Raw genomic sequence first — 19,524 nt, 5'->3', positions numbered from 1 at the left:
TGTCGATCATCATGCTGCTCGTCGTGCCCGTCCCGGCCTGGCTGCTCGACCTGCTGATCACGGTGAACATCCTGTTCGGCCTCGTGATCCTGCTCACGACGATGTTCGTGAAGAAGCCGCTCGACTTCTCGATCTTCCCGTCGCTGCTGCTCGTGGCGACCCTGTTCCGGCTTGGCCTCAACGTGGCCTCGACCCGGCTCGTGCTGGGCGACGGCTTCGCGGGGCAGGTCATCGCGGCGTTCGGCCACGTCGCCGTGGGCGGATCGCTCATCATCGGCGCCGTGATCTTCCTGATCCTCGTCGTCATCCAGTTCGTCGTGGTCACCAAGGGCGCGGAGCGCGTCGCCGAGGTCGGCGCACGCTTCACCCTCGACGCCATGCCCGGCAAGCAGATGGCCATCGACGCCGACCTCAACGCGGGGCTCATCACCGAGGACGAGGCCCGCCGCCGTCGCGCGGAGGTCTCCGCCGAGGCCGACTTCTACGGCGCGATGGACGGTGCCAGCAAGTTCGTCAAGGGCGACGCGATCGCCGGCATCGTCATCATCATCATCAACCTGGTCGGCGGCATCGCGATCGGCATGCTCACCCACGGGCAGTCGATCGAGGACGCGGTCAGCACCTACAGCCTCCTGACCATCGGCGACGGCCTGGTGACCCAGGTGCCCGCGCTGCTCATGGCCGTCTCGACGGGCATGATCGTGACCCGCTCGGGCGCCGAGAGCGACATGGGGTCGACCGCGTCGGGTCAGCTCGCCCAGTCGCGCCTCGCCCTGCTCATCGCGGGGGCGCGGCGATCGCGATGGCGTTCATCCCGGGCATGCCGTTCGTGCCGTTCCTGCTGGTCGGCATCACGCTGATCGTGATCGGCCAGCGGGTGAAGGCCGCGGAGAAGGCGAAGGCGGCGGCGGCGGTGCTCGCCGAGCAGGCGGAGCAGGCGGCCCCGAGCGAGACGACCGAGGACCTCGTCGAACAGATGCGCGTGCACGCGCTCGAGATCCAGCTCGCCGCAGACCTCGTCGACCTCGTCTCCGGCGTGAGCGACGACCTGCTCGCCCGGGTCCGGGCGTTGCGCCGGCGCATCGCGATGGAGCTCGGCGTCGTCGTGCCGCCGGTCCGCACCCGCGACAGCATCGATCTGCCGCCGTCCACCTACGTCATCCGTGTCGCGGGGGTCGAGGTCGGGCGCGGCATCGCCCCCGCCGGACGCGTGCTCGCCCTGGGCGACGCGCTCGACGGACTCCCGGGGACGCCGACCATCGAGCCGGTGTTCGGCCTCGCCGGGAAGTGGATCCCGGCCGAGATGCGGCACAGCGCCGAGCTCACCGGCGCCACCGTCATCGACCGCGGCTCGGTCGTCATCACGCACCTGTCGTCGCTCATCACCGACAACGCGGCCCGACTGCTCAGCCGCGAGGACGTCCGCGTGCTGACCGAGAGCGTCAAGCAGATCAGCCCGGCCGTCGTGGACGAGCTGATCCCCAACCTGCTCACGCTCGCGGAGGTGCACCGCGTCCTGCAGGGGCTCCTGCAGGAGCGGCTCCCGATCAACGACCTCGCCCGCATCTACGAGGCGCTCACGCTCCGCGCGCGCGTGTCCACGGATCCCGAGGGGCTCGTCGAGGCCGCGCGGTACGCGCTCGGTCCCGTCGTCGTCGCGCCCCACCTCGACGAGCGCACGCTGCGGGTCATCATGCTCGACCCGCCGCTCGAGCAGGCGATGCTCGAGTCGCTCCGGCCCTCGGAGCTCGGTACCCAGGTGCTCTTCGACGCGGCCCGGCTCGAGGCGGTGGTCGGCTCGCTCCGGAACGCGGTGCAGACGGCCGAGAGCCGCGGGTGGGCGCCCGTCCTCGTGTGCGCCCCGGCGCTGCGTCCCGCCGTACGCCGGCTGGTCGCGCCGCAGACCGGCGGGCTGTCCGTGCTCTCCTATTCGGAGGTGACGACGGCGGACGTCGCCATCGAGACGGTGGGGGTGGTGCGTGCCCTCGATCCGATTTCGGCTTGAGCAGCCGACGCTCCGCGGCCTCGCGGAGCGCGTGCGCGCGGAGTACGGTCCGGGAGCCCGGGTCGTCTCCACGGAGGAGTCCCTTCTCGGCGGGATCGGGGGCTTCTTCGCCAAGCGCGTGATCGATGTGACCGTGGACGTGCCCGACCCGGGCGCGGCGCCTGAGGCACACGCGTTCGACACCTCGGCCCGCGTCGGACTCGCCCGCCTCCTGGAGGACGCCGAGCAGGCCGAGGCCGGGGCCCCGCAGGCCGAGCCGCCGGTCTCGACCGAGAGCATCGACTTCGCCCGCGTCCTCGACACGCTGCGCGCCGACGTCGCCGCTCCCCGTCCTCCAGCCCCGCGCCCGGCGCCGGCCGCGCGTCCGGCGTGGGACGCGTGGGACGCGCCCGCGATCCCGCTGCCCGCCGCGCCGCGCACGGGTCCCGTCGGCGGCGTGCTGCCGGTTCCGCCGCGCACCGGGCCCATCGACGCCGGCGCCGTGCTGCCGGGCGCGGTGCCCGCGGGCCGCGTCCCGCCTCCGCTGCCGACCCAGGCGGGAGACCTCGTCCTCGTCGCCGGGCTGGGGGAGGACTCGCTCGAGGTGGCCACCGCGCTCGCCCGGCGCCTCGGCCGCGCGAACGTCTGCGACGGCGGCTCGGTGGTCGGTCACACCCGCCGGAGGGTCGAGGACCGGCGAGGCGCGCTCGCCGCGCGGGCCTACGGCGTGCAGAGCGGCCAGACCGTCGTCGTGGCGTACGGGCTGGGCAACGGCAACCCGTCGGATCCCCGGGTCGCCGCACTGCAGGGCATCGGCGCCGACCAGGTGTGGGTCGCCGTCGACGTGTCCCGCAAGACCGTCGACACCGCGCGGTGGGTCAACGCGGTCCGCGCGGTCGCCGATGTCGCCGCGATGGCGACGCTCGCCGGCCGGTTCACCTCGGACCGCGACTCGATCGCGGAGCTCGGCCTGCCCGAGGGCTGGTCGGACCGCTTGGGATAGGCTGACGGGATGCTGGTCCTGACGCGCAAGAAGGGCGAGCGCGTGATGATCGGGGACGACATCGTCATCACCGTCATCGACATCCGGGGCGATGGCATCCGCATCGGCTTCGACGCCCCGCGCGGTGTGCCGATCCAGCGCGCGGAGGTGATCGCCGCGGTCTCCGCCGCCAACACCGAGGCCGCGAGCGTCGGGGCCACGGACGGGGAGCGGCTCGTCGACCTCCTCTCCAAGCCGCCCGCGGAGCCGACGGACGGCTAGGACGCCGGGATGAGCGCGGGCCAGCGCCGCCCGAGACCGCGACTGCTCCTGCTGGCGGCCCTCACCGCGGTCGCGTGGGTCGCCGTGGTCATCGCCGTCTGGGGCATCCTCAGCCTCCTGCTCGACCTCGACGTCATCCCGCAGGGCGACGCAGGCCCTCTCCTCGGCCCCGTGATGGTGGGGCTCGCCGCGATCGCGCTGCTGCTCCTCGTGCTGCGCATCGTGCGGACAGGGAGCGGCCCGGCATCGCCTTCTTCGGCACCGCCGCGGCCGTGTACCTGGTGCTGCTCCTCATCGGCGGGATCGGCTACGCCCTGATCCGCGGCCAGCTCTTCTGGCTCGTCGGCTATCCCCTCGGGGCGGGATCGAGTCCCTTCATCGTCGCTGCGGCCTTCCTCGCCGGCATCGCGGCTCTGCTGGCCGGCGCGATCGGCCGAGCGGAGATCGGCGGCGCTCCCCGACCTCGGTGGCCATGGGAGGACCCGTCCGACGAATGAGGCGGTTTCTGGCGTTCCGCTGGCAGTTCCCCTTGTCTACGGTGTCCACATGACCAGCTTCGCCACCTCGGCCGACGGAACCCGCATCGCCTACGACATCGAGGGCGAGGGCCCGGCCGTGATCCTGGTGGCGGGTGCGTTCCAGTTCCGCGCGTTCGACCCTGAGACCCGCGAGCTGGCCTCGCTGCTTGCAGCACGGGGGTTCACGGTGCTCAACTACGACCGGCGGGGCCGCGGAGAGAGCGGCGGCTCGGCGCCGTTCACCCTCGCCCAGACCCTGGAGGACCTGGCTGCCCTGATCGAGGCGGCGGGCGGGTCCGCCGCGCTGTTCGGCAGCTCGTCCGGCGGATCCATCTCCCTGGCGGCCGCCGCAGCGGGGTTGCCCGTGACCGCCCTCGCCCTCTGGGAGGTCCCGCTCGGACCGCAGCCGGACGGGGGCGAACGCGAGGCGTTCCTGGCCGAGCTCCGGAAGCTCATCCGGGACGGCGAGACCGACGCAGTCGTGGAGCACTTCATGAAGGACATGCCGCCGGAGTGGCTCGAGGGTTCGAAGGCGAGCCCCGCGTGGCCGACCATGGTGCAGGTCGGGCCGTCGCTCGAGCCCGACACCGAATCGCTCGCCGTCGCCCAGTCTGCGCCGCGCAGGGAGCTGTGGGGCGGGATCTCGGTCCCCGTCGCGGCGCTCGTCGGGGCCGAGACCCTCGCGTTCTTCGGACCCGCCGCCGACTCCATCGTCGAGGCCATCCCCGGGGCCCGCCGCATCGAGGTTCCGGGCGCCGATCACCGGTGGGATCGCGACGCGCTGCTCGACATCCTCTCCGGGTTCCTGAGCGGCCGCGACGCCCACAGCGGCGTGCGGTAAACTGCTTCGCGGTCCCGGTCCGAACGGCTCGCCGACCAGTCCCGGTCAGGTTGACCGCCCGAAGCGCGGCGGCTAACATTTCCGGGGTGTGTGCCCGAGGCACACTCTCCGATCTCCGGCGACGCTGGGCGAAACACATCCGATCTCAGGTCGGATGCCGCCCCCACCGCCACACCACCAGCGATATGAGTTCGATCCCGTATTGCCGGTTGTCCAGGAGCCCGTTCGCATCGTGCCGATGCGTGGGCAGCCGAGCAGTATGAAACCAAGGAGCAGTTAGTGCCAACCATCCAGCAGTTGGTCCGCAAGGGCCGCGCGCCCAAGGTCACGAAGACCAAGGCGCCGGCGCTGAACGCGAACCCGCAGCAGCGCGGCGTGTGCACCCGCGTGTACACCACCACCCCGAAGAAGCCGAACTCCGCCCTGCGCAAGGTCGCACGCGTGAAGCTCAGCAACGGGGTCGAGGTCACCGCGTACATCCCCGGTGAGGGCCACAACCTCCAGGAGCACTCGATGGTGCTCGTCCGCGGCGGCCGTGTGAAGGACCTCCCCGGCGTCCGCTACAAGATCGTCCGCGGCGCGCTCGACACGCAGGCCGTGAAGAACCGCAAGCAGGCTCGCAGCCGGTACGGCGCGAAGATGGAGAAGAAGTAATGCCCCGCAAGGGTCCCGCCCCGAAGCGTCCCGTCGTCGCCGACCCGGTGTACGGCGCCCCCGTCGTCAGCCAGCTGGTCAACAAGATCCTGCTCGACGGCAAGAAGGGCCTCTCCGAGCGCATCGTCTACGGCGCCCTCGAGGGTGTCTCGGCGAAGAACGGCCAGGACGCCGTCGCCACGCTGAAGAAGGCGCTCGACAACGTGCGCCCCTCGATCGAGGTCAAGTCCCGCCGCGTCGGCGGCTCGACCTACCAGGTCCCGGTCGACGTCAAGCCGCACCGCGCCAACACCCTCGCCCTCCGCTGGCTGACCGGCTACGCGAAGCAGCGCCGCGAGAAGACGATGACCGAGCGCCTCACCAACGAGATCCTCGACGCGTCGAACGGTCTCGGCGCCGCCGTCAAGCGCCGCGAGGACACGCACAAGATGGCCGAGTCGAACAAGGCCTTCGCGCACTACCGCTGGTAGGCAAGAACCGCTGATCGAGGCCCCGCACGCGGGCGCCGAGGAATCAGCCGACAGCGAAGCGGTCGGACCGAGGGAAGCATTTCTCTCGGTCCGCCGTTGCGTATAGCAACCCCACCAAAACTTCCCCGGAGGACTCCGTGGCACAAGACGTGCTCACCGACCTGAACAAGGTCCGCAACTTCGGCATCATGGCGCACATCGATGCCGGCAAGACCACCACGACCGAGCGCATCCTGTACTACACGGGCATCACCCACAAGATCGGCGAGGTGCACGACGGCGCCGCCACGATGGACTGGATGGCGCAGGAGCAGGAGCGCGGCATCACCATCACGTCCGCTGCGACGACGTGCTTCTGGAACGGCATCCAGCTCAACATCATCGACACCCCCGGGCACGTGGACTTCACCGTCGAGGTGGAGCGCAACCTCCGCGTCCTCGACGGCGCGGTCGCCGTGTTCGACGGCAAGGAGGGGTGGAGCCCCAGTCCGAGACGGTGTGGCGCCAGGCGGACAAGTACGACGTCCCGCGCATCTGCTTCGTCAACAAGATGGACAAGCTCGGCGCCGACTTCTACTACACGGTCGACACCATCATCAAGCGCCTCGGCGCTGAGCCCTCGTCATGCAGATCCCGATCGGCTCCGAGAGCGAGTTCGTCGGTGTCGTCGACCTCGTCGAGATGAAGGCGCTCGTGTGGCCCGGCGACGCGAAGGGTGACGTCACCCTGGGCGCCTCCTACGAGACCCAGGAGATCCCGGAGAACCTGCGCGAGCGGGCCGAGGAGTACCGCGCGAAGCTCGTCGAGCGCGTCGCGGAGACCGACGACGCGCTGCTCGAGAAGTTCTTCGGCGGCGAGGAGCTCACGGTCGAGGAGATCAAGGGCGCCGTGCGCAAGCTCACCATCGCGAGCGCGCTGTACCCCGTGTTCTGCGGGTCCGCCTTCAAGAACCGCGGCGTGCAGCCGATGCTGGACGCCGTGGTCGACTACCTGCCGTCGCCGCTCGACGTGCCGGCCGTCGAGGGCCACGACGTCCGCGACGAGGAGAAGGTCATCGAGCGTCACGCCGACGCCGACGAGCCGTTCTCCGCGCTCGCGTTCAAGATCATGACGCACCCGTTCTTCGGCCGTCTCACCTACATCCGCGTCTACTCGGGTCGACTCGACTCTGGCGCGCAGGTGGTCAACTCGACCAAGGGCAAGAAGGAGCGCATCGGGAAGATCTTCCAGATGCACTCCAACAAGGAGAACCCGGTCGACTCGGTCACCGCCGGCCATATCTACGCGGTCATCGGCCTGAAGGACACCACCACCGGTGACACCCTCTCCGACGCGAACAACCAGGTCGTGCTCGAGAGCATGACCTTCCCAGAGCCGGTCATCGAGGTCGCCATCGAGCCGAAGACCAAGGCCGACCAGGAGAAGCTCGGCATGGCGATCCAGAAGCTCGCCGAAGAGGACCCCACGTTCCGCACCGAGCAGAACCAGGAGACCGGCCAGACCATCATCAAGGGCATGGGCGAGCTCCACCTCGACATCCTGGTCGACCGCATGAAGCGGGAGTTCCGGGTCGAGGCGAACGTCGGCAAGCCGCAGGTGGCCTACCGCGAGACGCTACGCAAGAAGATCGAGAAGTACGACTACACGCACAAGAAGCAGACGGGTGGCTCCGGCCAGTTCGCGAAGGTGCAGATCTCCCTCGAGCCGATGGAGGTCACGGCGGAGACGTCGTACGAGTTCAAGAACTCGGTCAGCGGTGGCCGCGTGCCCCGGGAGTACATCCCGTCGGTCGACGCGGGCATCCAGGACGCGATGCAGGTCGGTGTCCTCGCGGGCTACCCGACCGTCGGCGTCCGGGCGATCCTCCTCGACGGTGCGGCGCACGACGTCGACTCGTCGGAGATGGCGTTCAAGATCGCCGGCTCGATGGCGTACAAGGAGGCCGCTCGGCGTGCCGACCCGGCGCTGCTCGAGCCGATCATGAGCGTCGAGGTCCGCACGCCCGAGGAGTACATGGGCGACGTCATCGGCGACATCAACTCCCGGCGCGGGCAGATCCTCGCCATGGAGGACGCCACCGGCGTCAAGGTGATCCGGGCCACCGTCCCGCTCTCCGAGATGTTCGGCTACGTGGGCGACCTGCGCAGCCGCACCTCCGGACGCGCCGTCTACTCGATGACCTTCTCGAGCTACGCCGAGGTCCCCCGGGCCGTGGCCGACGAGATCATCCAGAAGAACAAGGGCGACTGACCACCCTCGGTCAGCCGTTCACGACCCAAGTAACATAACTACCGATTCCCCTGTAGTCTCTTCCGGTTTGCAGCCTGCGATCCGGGGGACTGCACGAGACGTCCTTAAGGAGGACACCAGTGGCCAAGGCCAAGTTCGAGCGGACCAAGCCGCACGTCAACATCGGAACGATCGGTCACGTCGACCACGGCAAGACCACGCTCACCGCGGCGATCTCGAAGGTGCTGGCGGACAAGTACCCGTCCGCGACCAACAAGCAGCGTGACTTCGCGTCGATCGACTCCGCTCCCGAGGAGCGCCAGCGCGGCATCACGATCAACATCTCGCACGTCGAGTACGAGACGCCCAAGCGTCACTACGCTCACGTCGACGCCCCCGGTCACGCCGACTACATCAAGAACATGATCACCGGCGCGGCGCAGATGGACGGCGCGATCCTCGTGGTCGCCGCCACCGACGGCCCGATGGCCCAGACGCGTGAGCATGTGCTGCTCGCCAAGCAGGTCGGCGTCCCGTACCTCCTCGTCGCGCTCAACAAGGCCGACATGGTTGACGACGAGGAGATCCTGGAGCTCGTCGAGCTCGAGGTCCGCGAGCTGCTCGCCAGCCAGGGCTTCGACGGCGACAACGCCCCGGTGGTCCGCGTGTCCGGCCTGCAGGCGCTCGAGGGCGACCCCAAGTGGACCGAGTCGATCGTCGAGCTCATGAACGCGGTGGACGAGTCGATCCCGGACCCGGTGCGCGACAAGGACAAGCCGTTCCTCATGCCGATCGAGGACGTGTTCACGATCACCGGTCGTGGCACCGTCGTGACGGGCCGCGCCGAGCGCGGCACGCTCAAGATCAACTCCGAGGTCGAGATCGTCGGCATCCGCCCGACGCAGAAGACCACGGTCACGGGCATCGAGATGTTCCACAAGCAGCTCGACGAGGCCTGGGCCGGCGAGAACTGTGGTCTGCTCCTCCGCGGCACCAAGCGCGAAGAGGTCGAGCGCGGCCAGGTCGTCGTCAAGCCGGGTTCGGTCACGCCGCACACCGACTTCGAGGGCACCGCGTACATCCTGTCCAAGGATGAGGGTGGGCGTCACAACCCGTTCTACGCGAACTACCGTCCGCAGTTCTACTTCCGCACCACCGACGTCACCGGCGTCATCACGCTGCCCGAGGGCACCGAGATGGTCATGCCCGGCGACACCACCGACATGACGGTTCAGCTGATCCAGCCGATCGCCATGGAGGAGGGCCTGAGCTTCGCGATCCGTGAGGGTGGCCGCACCGTCGGCGCCGGCACGGTGACGAAGATCATCAAGTAGTCCTTCCGGAACACTCGACAAGGGGTCTGGCCGTCCGGCCAGGCCCCTTCGTCGTTCCCGGACGCGGCCGGTCCCGGGCCGCCGACCCCGCTCCTGCCCCGCGACGGCGCAGGAGTCAAGCCCGGGGCAGCGATTCGGCCCCCGAGGTCCCCGACATAGCGTGGGCGGGTGACGGCCACCCCCTCCTGCAGCGCACCGCCGTGCGCCCGGAGATCCAGGCCCTCCGGGCCGTCGCGATCCTCGCGGTCATGACGAACCACATCGTCCCCCGACTCGCGCCGGCCGGGTACATCGGGGTCGACGTCTTCTTCGTCGTCTCGGGCTACCTCATCACCGGCCTGCTGCTGCGCGAGCATGCGCGGACCGGCCGCATCGACCTCCGCGCCTTCTACCTGCGGCGCATCCGGCGCCTCCTGCCCGCGGCGCTCGTCGCGCTCACGGCGTGCACCGTCCTCACCGTGGCGTTCGTGCCGCGGAGGAGCTGGCCGGAGTTCCTGGGCGAGATCGCCGCGAGCCTCCTCTACGTGCAGAACTGGTTCATGGCGCTCGCCACCATCGACCCGGTCCGGTCGCAGCTCGATTCGACGCCCGTCGTGCACTTCTGGTCGCTCGCGCTGGAGGAGCAGTTCTACCTCGTGTGGCCGTGCATCCTCCTGCTCGCGCTGATCCTGGCGCGCGTCCTGGGTCGCGCGGGGCTGCGGACCGTGCCGATCCTCGCGGCGGTGCTGCTCCTTGTCACCGTCCCGTCCTTCGTCTACTGCGGCCTCAAGACGGACGCCGCCGCGGACTGGGCGTACTACTCCACCTTCAGTCGCGCGTGGGAGTTCGGGGCAGGCGGCCTCATGGCCCTGCTGCCCCTCGCCCCCGCTTCTTCACGCCGCGGCAGCGCGCGGTGGTGTCCTGGCTCGGCTTCGCGGTGATCGCCGGCGTCGCCCTCTTCTGGAACCACCCGGCCGCCTTCCCCGGCTGGATCGCCGTCGTCCCGGTGCTCGGCACCATGGCCGTCCTCGTCGCGGGCGCTCCCGAGGTGCCCTGGGGGTCGGTCCGGCTCGCCCGCCTCCGGCCGGTGCAGTGGATCGGTGACGCCTCCTACTCCCTCTACCTGTGGCACCTGCCGATCGTCGGGTTCACGCCGTACGTCACCGGCCAGGCGAGTCCCTGGTACGTGGTGGTGGGCCTCGTGGCGCTCACCTTCGTCGTCGCAGCGCTCAGCCTCCGCTATATCGAGAACCCCATCCGCTTCCGCGCCGCCGAGTACCGCAGGAGGAAGCCGGTCGTCCTCGGCTCCCTCGCGTCCCTCGCGACCCTCACGCTCCTCCTGTCCTTCTGGGGGATCCATGCGGTCTCCGCTGCTCCGGCCTGACCGCCGGCGCCGTCCCGAACGGGGGCGGCGATCCGGGGGCGCGGTCGGTCCTAGACTCGCGTCATGTCTGGCAGGACGCTCGCCGAACCCCTCGCCGCGGCGGGGATCACCCTGGTGCTGCTGTTCCTCGGCGCAGGACTGCTCGCGCTCGGGACGGCGGAGTCCGCGCTCGACGCCTTCTTCCGCTCCGGGCCCGCGTCGGTGGTCGGGATCCTCGGCGTCGCCGTGCTGCTGTGGATCGTCCTCCTGCTCGTGGCCGCCGCCGTCAACCGCAGCCGGAGCCCGGTGGTGCGCCTCGTGACCGACACGCTTCTCACGCTGCTCGTCGGTGGGGCCGCTCTCGCGTTCTGGGCGGCGTTCGCCGCGGCCGTCGGCGGGTTCGGCGATCTCGTCGTCGGGATCGCGGTCGTCGACGTCGCCCTCTTCTGCGGCGCCGCGCTGATCGCCCTCGTCCTGACCCACCTCGTCCTCTTCCGGCGGACCCCGCCCGCACCCGCGGCGGTGGCCTGATGGTCCGGCTGCGCCGCTCCAACGTCGGATACCGCGGGTACACGCGCGTGCGCCGCGGGAAGGGCTTCTCCTACCACGACATCAAGACGGGGGAGGCGGTCACGGATCCGGAGCTGCGCGAGCGCTTCGACGCCCTCGTGATCCCGCCCGCCTGGACGCACGTGTGGATCGCGCCCTACGACAACGGCCACATCCAGGCCGTCGGCTACGACACCCAGGGCCGCAAGCAGTACATGTACCACCCGTACTGGCGCGAGAAGAAGGACCGGGTCAAGTACGACCGTGCCCTCAAGCTCGCCGAGTCGCTGCCGGCCGCGCGCCGGCAGGTGACTCTGCACCTGCGCTCGGAGGGGCCGAGCAGGGAGCGGGCTCTCGCGGCCGCCTTCCGGATGCTCGACACCGGCTCCCTGCGGGTCGGCTCCGAGCGCTACGCGACCGCCAACGGCAGCCACGGGCTCTCGACCCTCCTGTGCGCGCACGCCACCGTCCGCGGCGACGTCGTGTCCCTGCGCTTCCCGGCGAAGAGCGGCCAGACGTGGGAGTCCGACATCAAGGACGCCGACCTCGCCCGGGTGGTGCGCGCGCTCAAGCGCCGCGGGCCGAACGCGCGCCTGCTGGCCTTCAAGGACGGCCGCGGGTGGCATCCCGTCTCCGCCGCGGACATCAACGACTACGTGCGCGAGCGCACCGGCGGGGAGTTCACGGCGAAGGACTTCCGCACCCTGCACGGCACCCTGGCCGCGGCGAAGAGCCTCGCGGAGCACGGCCCGGAGACCACGAAGACGAAGCGGCAGAAGGCGATAGTCCAGGCCATGAAGGACGCGTCCGAGGTGCTGGGCAACACGCCGTCGATCGCGCGGGCCAGCTACGTGGACCCCCGGGTCGTCGATCACTACAACAGCGGAGAGACCATCGACCCCGCTCGCCCGGAGAGCGAGCTGCGGGCCATGCTGTATCCGGGATGATTCGGCGCCCTCGGCGCTGAGGAAGGAGAGGCGATGGCCGTCTCGACGACCGCCTGGATCTGCCGCACGTGCGGCAACCGCTACCCGCCCGCGGCGGTCCCTCCGTCCGCATGCGTGATCTGCGCGGAGGAGCGGCAGTACGTGCCGGCCACGGGCCAGGAGTGGACGAATCTCGCAGCGCTCGCCGCGGAGGGCCACACCGCGACGTGGACGGAGCTCGAGCCCGGCCTCTCCGAGCTCGCGGTGCGCCCCTCGCTCGGCATCGGTCACCGCGGCCTCCTGGTGACCACGCCGCGGGGCGGCATCCTCTGGGACCCGCCCGGCTACCTCGACGACGAGAGCGTCGAGTACGTCCGGGAGCGCGGCGGGCTGCTCGGCATCGCGCGCAGCCACCCGCACCTCTGCGGCGTGCAGGACGAGTGGAGCGCCCGCTTCCCCGGCCCGACGGACGCGGGGCGACCGTGTGGGTGCCGCGTCGGGACGCCCGCTGGCTGCTCGGCCCCGACGATGCCGTCACCTGGTGGGACGACCGCCTGGAGCTCGCGCCCGGTGTCACCCTGGTGCGGACGGGCGGCCACTTCGCCGGCAGCGCCGTGCTGCACCTGGCCGACGCGGCGGAGGGGCGCGGCGCCCTCCTGGTCGGTGACACGATGATGGTGCTCCGCGACGGCCGCCGCGTCTCGTTCATGCGCAGCTACCCGATGTTCCTGCCGCTTCCCGAGCGCTACCTGGACCGCCTCCTCGCGGCGCTCGACGGCCTGGCCTACGACCGCCTCTACGGCCTCTTCACCGGCCTCACGGTCCTGGAAGGCGCCCAGCGGGCGGTCGCGGAGGGCGCCGAGCTCTACCGCTCCTGGCTCACGGGCACGGCGACGGACCCCGACCAGGACTGAGCCGAGCGCGCCCGGTACCGCCGAGCGCGCCCGTGCCGCCGAGCGCGCCCCGTAGCGCCGAGCGCGCCCCGTTCCGCCGAGCGCGCCCCGTACCGCCGAGGGCACCCCGTACCGCCGAGCGCACCCCGTGCCGCCGAGCGCGCCCCGTAGACGCACCGCGCTCGTCGTCACGCCCCGCGCTCGGCGTCCCTGCACAGGGGTGGGTGCGCAGGGTTGTTCCACGGAGCGCGCCTCACCGGTGATGAGGGAGGCACGCCGGGAGAAGGATCCGGTCATGGAACCCGAGGCGTCCCTCTTCACATCCCGCGAGCTCCGGCGGGCGGGGGAGGAGCACCCCGAACGACGGCTCGGGGCGTCTGGCGATCTCGAGCGTCTCCGCCGCGGGGTCTACGCCGATGCCGGCACCTGGCGGACCGCCAGCTTCGATGCGCAATACCGGATGCGGATCCGCGCTGCCGCGGCGAGGCTGCAGGGCACGGTCGTGTTCTCCCACGAATCGGCGCTCCGCCTCCTCGACCTTCCTCCCTCCGGCCGTGGCCGGCCGTCGTGCATGTGATCGGGGATCGCCGCACCGGCGGTCGCAGTGCCCTGGACGTCGTTCGCCACTGCCTCGGCCTGGACGCCGTCGACGTGGTGCCGGTCGGCGAGCTCCGCTGCACCTCTCCGGCCCGCACCGCCCTCGACCTGGCACTGAGCCGGTCATTCGCTGAGGCGGTCGTCGTGGCCGACGCCGTCTTCGCCCGCTACCCCGGCGCACGAGATGACTTCGGCGAGCTGCTGCGGATGCTCGGGCCCGGCACCCGCGGCATTCGCAGGGCGGCCCGGGTGCTGGACTTCGCCGATCCGCGGTCGGAGTCGGTGGGGGAGTCGTGGTCCCGCGTGCTGATCCACGAGCTCGGATTCCAGGCGCCGGAGCTACAGTCCACCGTCTACCTGGGAAGCCGGCGCGTGGGGGTCGTCGACTTCGAGTGGGTCGAGCAGAGGATCGTCGGCGAGTTCGACGGCGAGGTCAAGTACCGGCGGCGCGAATACCGCCAGGGTCGCACTCCCGAACAGGTCGTCATCGACGAGAAGAACCGCGAGAACGACCTCCGCCGGGCGGCCCGGAGTGTCGCCCGGTGGACGTGGGACGACCTCCGCGACCGCCGTCGCCTCGAGGACCTTCTGACCGAGGCGGGTGTTCCGCGCACCCACCCCCGCGCCCACCGCTAGCGTTCGGTGCATCGAGCGTCTCCGGGTCGCGAACCGCGCGCCGAGCGCGGTCCGTATTGCCGATCGTGCACCGAGCGCGGCCCGTAGCGACGAGCGCGCCTCGTCTACGCACTGCGTTCGTCGTTACGCACCGCGTTCGGCGGGGAGGGGCGCGCTGGGCGCGCGCCGGCGGGCCACAGGGATGCAGCAGTGCCGGGCAAGGCCGCAGCACCTGGGCTCGCCGAGCGCGGCCTGTGTCGCCGAGCGCGCACCGAGCGCGGGCCGTAACGACGAGCGCGCCCCGTCTACGCACCGCGCTCGTCGTTACGCACTGCGTTCGGTGGGAAGCGCCGCGCTCGACGGCGGCAGGCGGCCGCGTCCGGGATCCGGCGGCCGCTGGCATATCCGCTTGCTGTCACGGCATCTCGACCCGCCGAGCGGGGCCCGTGTCGCCGAGCGCGCACCGAGCGCGGGCCGTGACGACGAGCGCGCCCCGTCTACGCACCGCGCTCGTCGTTACGCACCGCGTTCGGTGGGAGGGGCCGCGCTCGGCGGCGGCAGGCGGCGGTATGCGGGCTACGCGGCCGCTGGCATCACCGCTTGCTGTCACGGCATCTCGGCCGCCGAGCGCGGCCCGTGTCGCCGAGCGCGGGCCGTGACGACGAGCGCGGCCCGTCTACGCACCGCGTTCGGCGGTACGCACCGCGCTCGGCCGGGGGCACCGCGCTCTGCGGTACGCACCGCGTTCGGCGGTACGCACCGCGCTCGGCGGTACGCACCGCGCTCGGCGGTACGCACCGCGTTCGGCGGGACGCACCGCGCTCGGCGGGATGCACCGCGTTCGGGTTACGCGCCGCGTTCAGCGGAGGGGGTGAGGCGGGGATCGCGCCTGCGGGCCCACCACAGGATCAGGAGGAGCGCCGGAAGGAAGCCGCCCAGAGCGCCGACCGCGATGGCCACACGAGGACCCGCCGCGTTCGCCACCCATCCGATCAGCGGCGCCCCGAAGACCGCGCTGCCTCTGATCAGCGCCATGTAGACCGCCATCACCCGGCCGCGGATCTCGACCGGCGAGTTCATCTGGATGTACGCGTTCGAGCCGTTGAGGATGGTGAGGGAGGTCACGCCGAGGGCGACGAGAAGGACGGCGAACACCGTCACGTTGGGAGCGAGTGCCAGGATCGCCGTCGACAGCCCGAAGGCGAGCGCGCCGAGGCCCACGACGCGGACGCTCGGCTGCTCGCGCCGAGCGCTCAGCAGGGCGCCGGTCACCGACCCGATCGCCACGATCGAGGTCAGGATGCCGAAGCCGTCCGCGCCCACCCGGAACTCGACGACCGCCATCGTCGAGATGAAGATCGGGAAGTTCATCCCGAGCGCGGTGAACAGGAAGGCGCTCGTCAGCACGAGCACGAGGTCCTCGCGCTGCGTGACGACCTTCAGTGCGCTCACCATAGTTGGCCGGGGACCACCGGAGCGCGGCTCGGTGTGGAGGTCGTCGCGGCGCATCAGGATCAGCGCGAAGATCGTCGCGGTGAAGGTGAAGAAGTTGATCACGAACACCCAGCCGGCGCTCGCCACGGCGATGAGCAGTCCCGCGATCGCCGGCCCGAAGAAGCGCGCGAGGGTGAAGGAGGTCCCGTTGAGGCCGATCGCGTTCGGGATGTAGCTGCGAGGGACGAGCTCCGAGACGAAGGACTGCCGCGCGGGGCCGTCGAACGCCGCCGTCGCCCCGAGCAGACCCGCGAAGACGAAGACCATCCAGAGCTCGAGGATGCCCGCGAGCGTGAGGACGCCCAGGGCGAGGCTCAGGACGCCCTGGACGATCTGGGTGACGAGGAGGATCCGGCGGCGGTCCACGGCATCGGCGACCAGACCGCTCAGCGGGGTCAGCACGAAGACCGGTCCGAACTGCAGGGCGAGCGCGACCCCGACCGCGGCCGCGTCGTGATCGGTCAGCTCGGTGAAGACGATCCAGTCCTGCGCCGTTCCCTGCATCCAGGTGCCGACGTTGGACACGGTCGCCCCCGCGAACCAGAGGCGGTAGTTGTGCACCGCGAGGGAGCGGAACGTGCCGCTCATGGGATGCGGGTCACGGACGCCCAGCCGAGCCCCAGTCGGCCGGCTCACCCGAGATCGGGTCGAGCACGACCCGCACGACGGCGCTCACGCCGTCTCGGGCTGCCGCGAGGGCGCCGCGCAGGGCCGCATCGAGCTCCTCCCACTCGGTGACGGTGCAGGCGTACGCGGCGCCCGCCGCTGCCGCGACGCCTGCCAGGTCGGCGGACTGCCCGAGGCTCACCCAGTAGCGGTCGGTCTCCGCCGCCGTCCCGCCGGCGTGCTGCCGGAGCACGTTCTGCTTCGTGGCGTTCCAGCCCCCGTTGTCGAGGACGACCGTGACGAAAGGCGTGCCGTACCGGGCCGCCATCCAGTAGGTGGAGGCCGGCTCGCTGAGGTGGTACGAGCCGTCGCCGACGATCGCGACGACCTCCGCCTCCGGCCGAGCCAGCTTGATGCCCACCGCCGCGCCGCCGTACCAGCCGAGGGACGAGCCCCCGCTCGAGAAGAGCGTGCCGGGCCGGGTGCGCGGAAAGTGCCGGAACACCGTGGCGGCGTTGCTGATGGCCTCGTTGAGGAGGATCGTGTCGTCGTCGACGAGGTCCGCGAGGGCCGCGGCGACCGTGGAGGGCGTCAGGCGGTCGGCATCCCGCTCGGCGGCCCAGGCCGATCGCTGCTCGTCGTGCACCGCGGCGATCGCGGCCCGCCGCCCGTCGACGTCGCCGCGGTCCGGCCGCGCCTGAGCGGCCTCGAGCAGCTGCCGCACCGCGTGCCCCGAGTCGGCGCGAAGGAACCGTCGCGCCTCGAGATACCAGAGGGGCATGCCCTCCTTCAGGGGATCGGTGTCGAGGACGTAGACCGCCGCCTCCCCCGCGGCCGGGCGAGCGCGGGCATCCACGGCGCATCGCAGTCGACGACGAGGATCAGGTCCGCCCGGGCGAGCAGGGGGTCGGCGGCGTAGCCGAGGTGCAGCTCGTGGTCGGCGGGGAACGACATGGCGGCGGCGATCGGCTGGGCCACACCCAGGCCGAGGAGGTCTGCGAGCTCGACCAGGTCGGGGACGCCGGCCGGATCCCGTCCGAAGCCGGAGGTGACGAGGACGGGGAACCGGGCGCCGGCGATCGCGTCGAGGATCTCGTCCACGGCGTCGCCCGGCAGAGGCACCGGATCGATCGGATGCCACAAGTCCGGGTCGACGCTGCGCCCCTGGGTGCGCCCGGCGAGCACCTCTCGGGCGGCCGTCAGGTAGACGGGCCCTTTGGGGGCGCTGCCGGCGAGCTGGAGCCCGCGCAGCACGACCTGCCGGGCGTTGGACCCGGTGCGGAGGTCGTAGCTCCATTTCGTGTACGGGCGCACGATCGCGTGCTGGTCCCGGACGTCCTGGAGATGGTTCGGATAGCTGTTGCGGGTGCCGGCCAGCTCGCCCTCGAGGGTGAACGGTGTCAGCCCCGCGAAGATCAGGACCGGCACCTGCGACCGGGCCGCGTTGTGCACGGCCCCGCCGAGGTTGGCCGTGCCCACGTCGACATGGACGAAGACGGCCTGGGGCCGTCCCGTCGCGAGTGCGTAGCCGTGCGCGGCGGCCAGCGCGCTCGCCTCGTGCGGAGCGAGCACGACCGACGGCGTGGCCACTCCGGCCGCGCGGTCCCGGGCCAGGGACTCGATGATCGCAGGATGGTCGCTGCCCAGATTCGCGAACACCACGTCGACCCCGGCGTCTCGCAGCCCGGCGAGCAGCGCGTCCGCGCCCGTCTCCTCGGTGCTCATGCGCACCTCCCTTCGGTCACGTCCTGCGCGGCCCTGAGCGTCAGGCGCTGATCGCCGCGATCGCCTCGATCTCGACCAGCTGGTCGTCGGACATGAGCTGGGCGACGACCATCGTGGATGCGGGCAGCGGCTCCGTTGCGAAATGCCGTCGCCGTGCCCTTCCCACGTCCGGCGCGTGCTTCCGGTCCTGCAGGAAGACGGTGAGCTTGATGACGTCGTCGATGCTGCCGCCGGCGGCGCCGAGGATCTCCCCGATCACCGTGAGGATGTGGTCGGCCTGAGCCTCGGCGTCGCCTTCTCCGACGGTGCGCCCGTCGGAGTCCTTCGCGGTGAGGCCGCTGAGGAACACGAGCCGGGTGCCGGGCGGCACCGCGAACGCGTGCGTGAGCGGCGCGGGCATCTTGAGCGTGTCCACGTCGATGGCGACGGCACCGGTCGCCCGCCCGGTGGTCATCCCTCGTAGGCCTTGGGGGAGCGGGGCAGGGAGCCTTCGCGGGTGACGATCGAGTTGGTCATGGTGGCGAAGTCCGAGAGCAGGAACATCGCGGGTCCGACCACGTCCGAGGGCTTGTCCATCTTGCCGAAGTCCGCGTTGGGGTTGGACCCGCGGAACTGAGGGGTGTCGATGATGCCGGGACGCAGCATGTTGACCCGCACGCCATAGGGCTGGACCTCCTTGGCGAACGTGTGCGCGAATCCGGCGACCGCGCCCTTGGAGGCGGTGTAGGGCGACGAGTTCGGCTTGCCGAGGTCTGCCGTGCCGGACACGAAGACGATGATCGATCCGCTGTTCTGCCGCATCATCGTCGGCGCGACCGCCTTGCAGGCCCAGAAGACGCCCTCGACGTTGATCGCCAGGACCTTCTTCAGCTGCTGCGGCGTCATCTCCAGGACGGGGATGAGCGGCTGGACGATCGCGCAGCACACGAGCCCGTCGATGCGGCCCTCCGCGGAGGCGATGCCGCCCACCACCTCGAGCACGGCGTCGTGGTCCGACACGTCGACTCTGTGGAAAGAGATGTTCTCGTGCTCGGCGGCGATCTCCGCCCCGAGCTCGTCGTTCACGTCGAGCACCGCGACCCGGGCGCCCGCCTCCGCGGCTGCCCGCGCGGTCGCACCGCCGATGCCGCTCGCGCCGCCCGTGATGAGGATCACCTTGCCGGTGAAGTCGAAGGAGCTCGTCATGCCCGATACCTCTCTGTGTCGGCCGAGGGGCCACGGCCGGTTCGCATCCGGCAACTATTAGGGACCCGTTTGATTAGGGAACCTAATGGCTGGAGCCCGAGGCGCGCAAGAGACGCGAGGACGAGGCTGCGAACACGGGAGCGCTTGCTTGACACGGCAATCACTTCGGAGTACTTACTTTATGGGTCACAGATACTTAGGTTCCCTGAACAGCAGAGTCGTTGGCCCTGGGAACCGCCGCCCGCGCGCGGCTGGCTGCAAGCGCGCACGGATCGCCGCATCGTCGCGACGGTCCGTC

19 protein-coding genes and 3 pseudogenes are annotated in these 19,524 nt (G+C 71.0%); 17 read left to right on the top strand and 5 right to left on the bottom strand.

Annotated features, from left to right (window positions below; all coding sequences use genetic code 11):
• The first annotated feature begins 11 nt into the window (after positions 1-11).
• From QUE51_RS04765 to QUE51_RS04680, 17 genes and pseudogenes are all read left to right on the top strand, one after another.
• Positions 12-2,005 (top strand): annotated as a pseudogene (locus tag QUE51_RS04765) (flagellar biosynthesis protein FlhA).
• Positions 2,006-2,036: 31 nt separating this feature from the next.
• Complete coding sequence (locus tag QUE51_RS04760; protein WP_286278467.1) at positions 2,037-2,987, top strand: hypothetical protein; 951 nt, start codon at positions 2,037-2,039, stop codon at positions 2,985-2,987.
• A 9-nt stretch (positions 2,988-2,996) separates the two neighbouring features.
• Positions 2,997-3,248, top strand: a complete 252-nt coding sequence (locus QUE51_RS04755) for a carbon storage regulator (protein ID WP_286278466.1) — start codon at positions 2,997-2,999, stop codon at positions 3,246-3,248.
• A gap of 9 nt (positions 3,249-3,257) precedes the next feature.
• Complete coding sequence (locus QUE51_RS04750; RefSeq protein ID WP_286278465.1) at positions 3,258-3,566, top strand: DUF6121 family protein; 309 nt, start codon at positions 3,258-3,260, stop codon at positions 3,564-3,566.
• Positions 3,530-3,745, top strand: a complete 216-nt coding sequence (locus QUE51_RS04745) for a DUF6121 family protein (protein WP_286278464.1) — start codon at positions 3,530-3,532, stop codon at positions 3,743-3,745. The genes QUE51_RS04750 and QUE51_RS04745 overlap by 37 nt, the downstream gene beginning before the upstream one ends.
• A 49-nt stretch (positions 3,746-3,794) precedes the next feature.
• On the top strand, positions 3,795-4,607 hold the full coding sequence (locus QUE51_RS04740) for an alpha/beta fold hydrolase (protein ID WP_286278463.1): 813 nt from the start codon (positions 3,795-3,797) through the stop codon (positions 4,605-4,607).
• A 279-nt stretch (positions 4,608-4,886) separates the two neighbouring features.
• The gene (gene rpsL, locus QUE51_RS04735) at positions 4,887-5,261 is read left to right on the top strand and encodes a 30S ribosomal protein S12 (protein WP_286278462.1); all 375 of its coding nucleotides are present in this window, start codon (positions 4,887-4,889) and stop codon (positions 5,259-5,261) included.
• On the top strand, positions 5,261-5,731 hold the full coding sequence (rpsG, locus tag QUE51_RS04730) for a 30S ribosomal protein S7 (protein ID WP_286278461.1): 471 nt from the start codon (positions 5,261-5,263) through the stop codon (positions 5,729-5,731). Before rpsL ends, rpsG begins: the two co-directional genes overlap by 1 nt.
• 137 nt (positions 5,732-5,868) lie before the next feature.
• Positions 5,869-7,981, top strand: a pseudogene (gene fusA / locus QUE51_RS04725) (elongation factor G).
• A 119-nt stretch (positions 7,982-8,100) separates the two neighbouring features.
• Positions 8,101-9,294, top strand: coding sequence for an elongation factor Tu (gene tuf, locus QUE51_RS04720; RefSeq protein ID WP_286278460.1), 1,194 nt, complete (start codon positions 8,101-8,103; stop codon positions 9,292-9,294).
• 248 nt (positions 9,295-9,542) lie between these two features.
• Positions 9,543-10,657, top strand: a pseudogene (locus QUE51_RS17790) (acyltransferase family protein).
• A gap of 63 nt (positions 10,658-10,720) precedes the next feature.
• Positions 10,721-11,167, top strand: a complete 447-nt coding sequence (locus QUE51_RS04705) for a hypothetical protein (protein ID WP_286278457.1) — start codon at positions 10,721-10,723, stop codon at positions 11,165-11,167.
• Complete coding sequence (locus QUE51_RS04700; protein ID WP_286278456.1) at positions 11,167-12,132, top strand: DNA topoisomerase IB; 966 nt, start codon at positions 11,167-11,169, stop codon at positions 12,130-12,132. Before QUE51_RS04705 ends, QUE51_RS04700 begins: the two co-directional genes overlap by 1 nt.
• 33 nt (positions 12,133-12,165) lie before the next feature.
• A complete protein-coding gene (locus QUE51_RS04695; protein WP_286278455.1) occupies positions 12,166-12,786 on the top strand; it encodes an MBL fold metallo-hydrolase in 621 nt (206 codons plus the stop codon).
• The gene (locus QUE51_RS04690; protein ID WP_286278454.1) at positions 12,783-13,025 is read left to right on the top strand and encodes a hypothetical protein; all 243 of its coding nucleotides are present in this window, start codon (positions 12,783-12,785) and stop codon (positions 13,023-13,025) included. The genes QUE51_RS04695 and QUE51_RS04690 overlap by 4 nt, the downstream gene beginning before the upstream one ends.
• A gap of 274 nt (positions 13,026-13,299) precedes the next feature.
• Positions 13,300-13,581, top strand: a complete 282-nt coding sequence (locus QUE51_RS04685) for a type IV toxin-antitoxin system AbiEi family antitoxin domain-containing protein (RefSeq protein WP_286278453.1) — start codon at positions 13,300-13,302, stop codon at positions 13,579-13,581.
• Positions 13,572-14,237: a hypothetical protein gene (locus QUE51_RS04680; protein WP_286278452.1), complete on the top strand. Its 666-nt coding sequence runs from the start codon at positions 13,572-13,574 to the stop codon at positions 14,235-14,237. Before QUE51_RS04685 ends, QUE51_RS04680 begins: the two co-directional genes overlap by 10 nt.
• Before the next feature lie 825 nt (positions 14,238-15,062).
• Here the strand turns inward: QUE51_RS04680 and QUE51_RS04675 are convergent.
• Genes QUE51_RS04675 through QUE51_RS04655 form a run of 5 tightly spaced genes read right to left on the bottom strand, consistent with a single transcriptional unit; the run spans position 15,063 to position 19,226 of the window.
• The gene (locus QUE51_RS04675; RefSeq protein ID WP_286278451.1) at positions 15,063-16,298 is read right to left on the bottom strand and encodes an MFS transporter; all 1,236 of its coding nucleotides are present in this window, start codon (positions 16,296-16,298) and stop codon (positions 15,063-15,065) included.
• 10 nt (positions 16,299-16,308) lie between these two features.
• Entirely contained in the window at positions 16,309-17,172 is an 864-nt protein-coding gene (locus QUE51_RS04670) for a thiamine pyrophosphate-dependent enzyme (RefSeq protein ID WP_286278450.1), read from the bottom strand.
• Positions 17,106-18,041 carry a thiamine pyrophosphate-binding protein gene (locus tag QUE51_RS04665; protein ID WP_286278449.1) on the bottom strand — a complete coding sequence of 312 codons (936 nt, stop codon included), beginning with the start codon at positions 18,039-18,041 and terminating at the stop codon, positions 17,106-17,108. Before QUE51_RS04665 ends, QUE51_RS04670 begins: the two co-directional genes overlap by 67 nt.
• A 40-nt stretch (positions 18,042-18,081) precedes the next feature.
• The gene (locus tag QUE51_RS04660) at positions 18,082-18,495 is read right to left on the bottom strand and encodes a RidA family protein (RefSeq protein WP_286278448.1); all 414 of its coding nucleotides are present in this window, start codon (positions 18,493-18,495) and stop codon (positions 18,082-18,084) included.
• Positions 18,492-19,226 (bottom strand): SDR family NAD(P)-dependent oxidoreductase, encoded by a 735-nt coding sequence (locus QUE51_RS04655; protein WP_286278447.1) that lies wholly within the window; start codon positions 19,224-19,226, stop codon positions 18,492-18,494. The genes QUE51_RS04660 and QUE51_RS04655 overlap by 4 nt, the downstream gene beginning before the upstream one ends.
• Between the last annotated feature and the right edge of the window lie 298 nt (positions 19,227-19,524).

Source organism: Naasia aerilata (assembly GCF_030296595.1).
In the GTDB taxonomy this organism is placed as follows: domain Bacteria; phylum Actinomycetota; class Actinomycetes; order Actinomycetales; family Microbacteriaceae; genus Naasia; species Naasia aerilata.
This window is presented reverse-complemented; position numbering and strand designations above follow the sequence as displayed.